The 1978-nt window shown below is 64.2% G+C and carries 1 protein-coding gene; it reads right to left on the bottom strand.

Annotated features, from left to right (window positions below; all coding sequences use genetic code 11):
* Positions 1 to 163: 163 nt before the first annotated feature.
* A complete protein-coding gene (locus tag BRAS3843_RS29945; RefSeq protein ID WP_008972908.1) occupies positions 164 to 1690 on the bottom strand; it encodes an FAD-dependent oxidoreductase in 1527 nt (508 codons plus the stop codon).
* Between the last annotated feature and the right edge of the window lie 288 nt (positions 1691 to 1978).

Raw genomic sequence — 1978 nt, 5'->3', positions numbered from 1 at the left:
GATACGCGCAGCCCCATCCACAGCGTGCCTCACACATCCGCCTGTGGTTCTGGGTCCCGGGTCAAGCCCGGGACGACACTGAGTTTGAGGCTTGATCTTTGCAACCCGCCTTTTGCGAGGCAATGAGTCGCCTCCGTATTGGCCCGCGCACATTTGCCCGCGTCTAATGCTTCAGACCGCGCTCCATCTCGAGTTCGGCCTTGAGGCTATCGATGTCCCGGTAGATCGAGGCGACCGCGAGCACGCGCCCGGCGCGCTTGTAGCGCAGCACGCAGTCCTTCGCCTTGATGTCGCCATCGATCGCGATCTCGTCCCACTTTTCGGCATGTCCGACATAGTTGATCGGTACGTCGTAGTGCTGGCTCCAGAAGAACGGCACCGTGTCGAACGGCTCATGAAGTCCCATCATGTTGCGGGCGGCAGCCTGTCCCTGCCGCTCGGCGACCACCCAATGTTCGACACGGATGCTGTCGCCGGTATAGCGGTCGGGCCACCGGGCGATATCACCCGCCGCAAAGATGCCCAGCAGGCTGGTTTCGAGAGCAGCGTTGACGATGACGCCGCGATCGATCTGGAGGCCGGCCCGCTCGGCCAGATCGAGCCGAGGCTTCACGCCAATGCCGACCACGACGAGATCGGCTTCAAGCGTGCTTCCGCCCTTGAGGCTCACCTTGCTGCCATCAATCGCCGTCACGCTGTCCTGCAGATGAAAAGCCACGCCATGCTGCTCGTGGAGCGCACGCACGAAGTCGCCCATGTCGGGCCCAAGAATGCGCTCCATGGGCCGCTGCTCGGGCGCAACCACATGCACCTCGATGTCACGGTCGCGCAGCGCGGCCGCAACTTCGAGACCGATGAAGCTCGCGCCGATCACGACCGCGCGCTTTGCCGTCGCGGTGCTTGCGATGATCGCGCGGCAGTCGGCCAGCGTGCGCAGCACGTGAACATGCGGCTGGTCCGCACCCGGTATCTGCAGTTTGACAGGCTCGGCGCCGGTCGCGAGCAGCAGCCGATCAAACGGCACGGTCTTGCCGTCACCGAGCACGACCTGCCGCGCTTTCCCGTCGATGGCCGCGACCGGCGTGCGTAGCCGCAGATCGATCTTCGATTCGGAATAGAAATCATCCGGCCGGAGCGGCACCCAGTCCTCAGGCGCCTTGCCGGCCAGATAGTCCTTGGACAGGTTCGGACGATCCACTGGCGGCGCCTCATCGCTGCTGAGCATGGTGATCTCGCCGCCGTAACCGTCGCGGCGCAGCATTTCTGCCGCCGCGAAGCCTGCTGCGCCGCCGCCGACGATGACGATGCGACGCGGTGCATTGGCCGGCGCCGTTCGGGCTGGACCTGCCTGATCGCGCTTGCGCCGCACGACGACGCGGTCGGCCGCCTGTTCGACCTGCCAAACTGACAAAGGCGAGAGCGCAGGGGCTCGCGTCGCCTCGCCGGTGCGCAAATCGAAACAGGCGTGATGCCAGGGGCAGCGGACGCTGTCATCGACGACGAGGCCCTCGGCGAGCGGGCCGTGATAGTGGCTGCAGAATGCGTCGATCGCGAAGACGTCGGAGCCCGTGCGCACCAGCAGCACGGCATCCTTGTCCACGCGACCAAGCAGCATGCCGTTCTTGAAATCGCTCAGGGACACGCCGAGCGTGAGATCCGGGCCTTCCAGCTTGCCTTCTTCGTCGGACATGGCGGATGTCTCCTTTGCTGGAGCATGATCCGGAAAAATGCCAGGCGGCTTTTCCGAACACATCATGCTCAATCAAAACCTGGAGCGTGAGGGCGATTCGACGCGATCCCGTTCCAGCGCCGGCTCCGGCAGATCAGAGCTGCCTCGCCACCAAGCCCCAATCTGACAATCGGTTCCCACGGGATTCAAAGACCGCCCTGATGCATTTCGTTCGAAACTTGCGGACGCGCACAAGCTTCCCGCGGCGCATGAGGCGCCCGAGTTTTGCAGATCGTTGCCCTCGACAAA

It is taken from the genome of Bradyrhizobium sp. STM 3843, assembly GCF_000239815.1.
In the GTDB taxonomy this organism is placed as follows: Bacteria; Pseudomonadota; Alphaproteobacteria; order Rhizobiales; family Xanthobacteraceae; genus Bradyrhizobium.
Note: the sequence above shows the minus strand (reverse complement) of the source record. Positions and strands in the feature narration are given on the sequence as shown.

Excerpts from the sequence above, each read along its gene's own strand:
- BRAS3843_RS29945 (WP_008972908.1), bottom strand. The coding sequence starts at position 1,690 with ATGTCCGACGAAGAAGGCAAGCTGGAAGGCCCGGATCTCACGCTCGGC.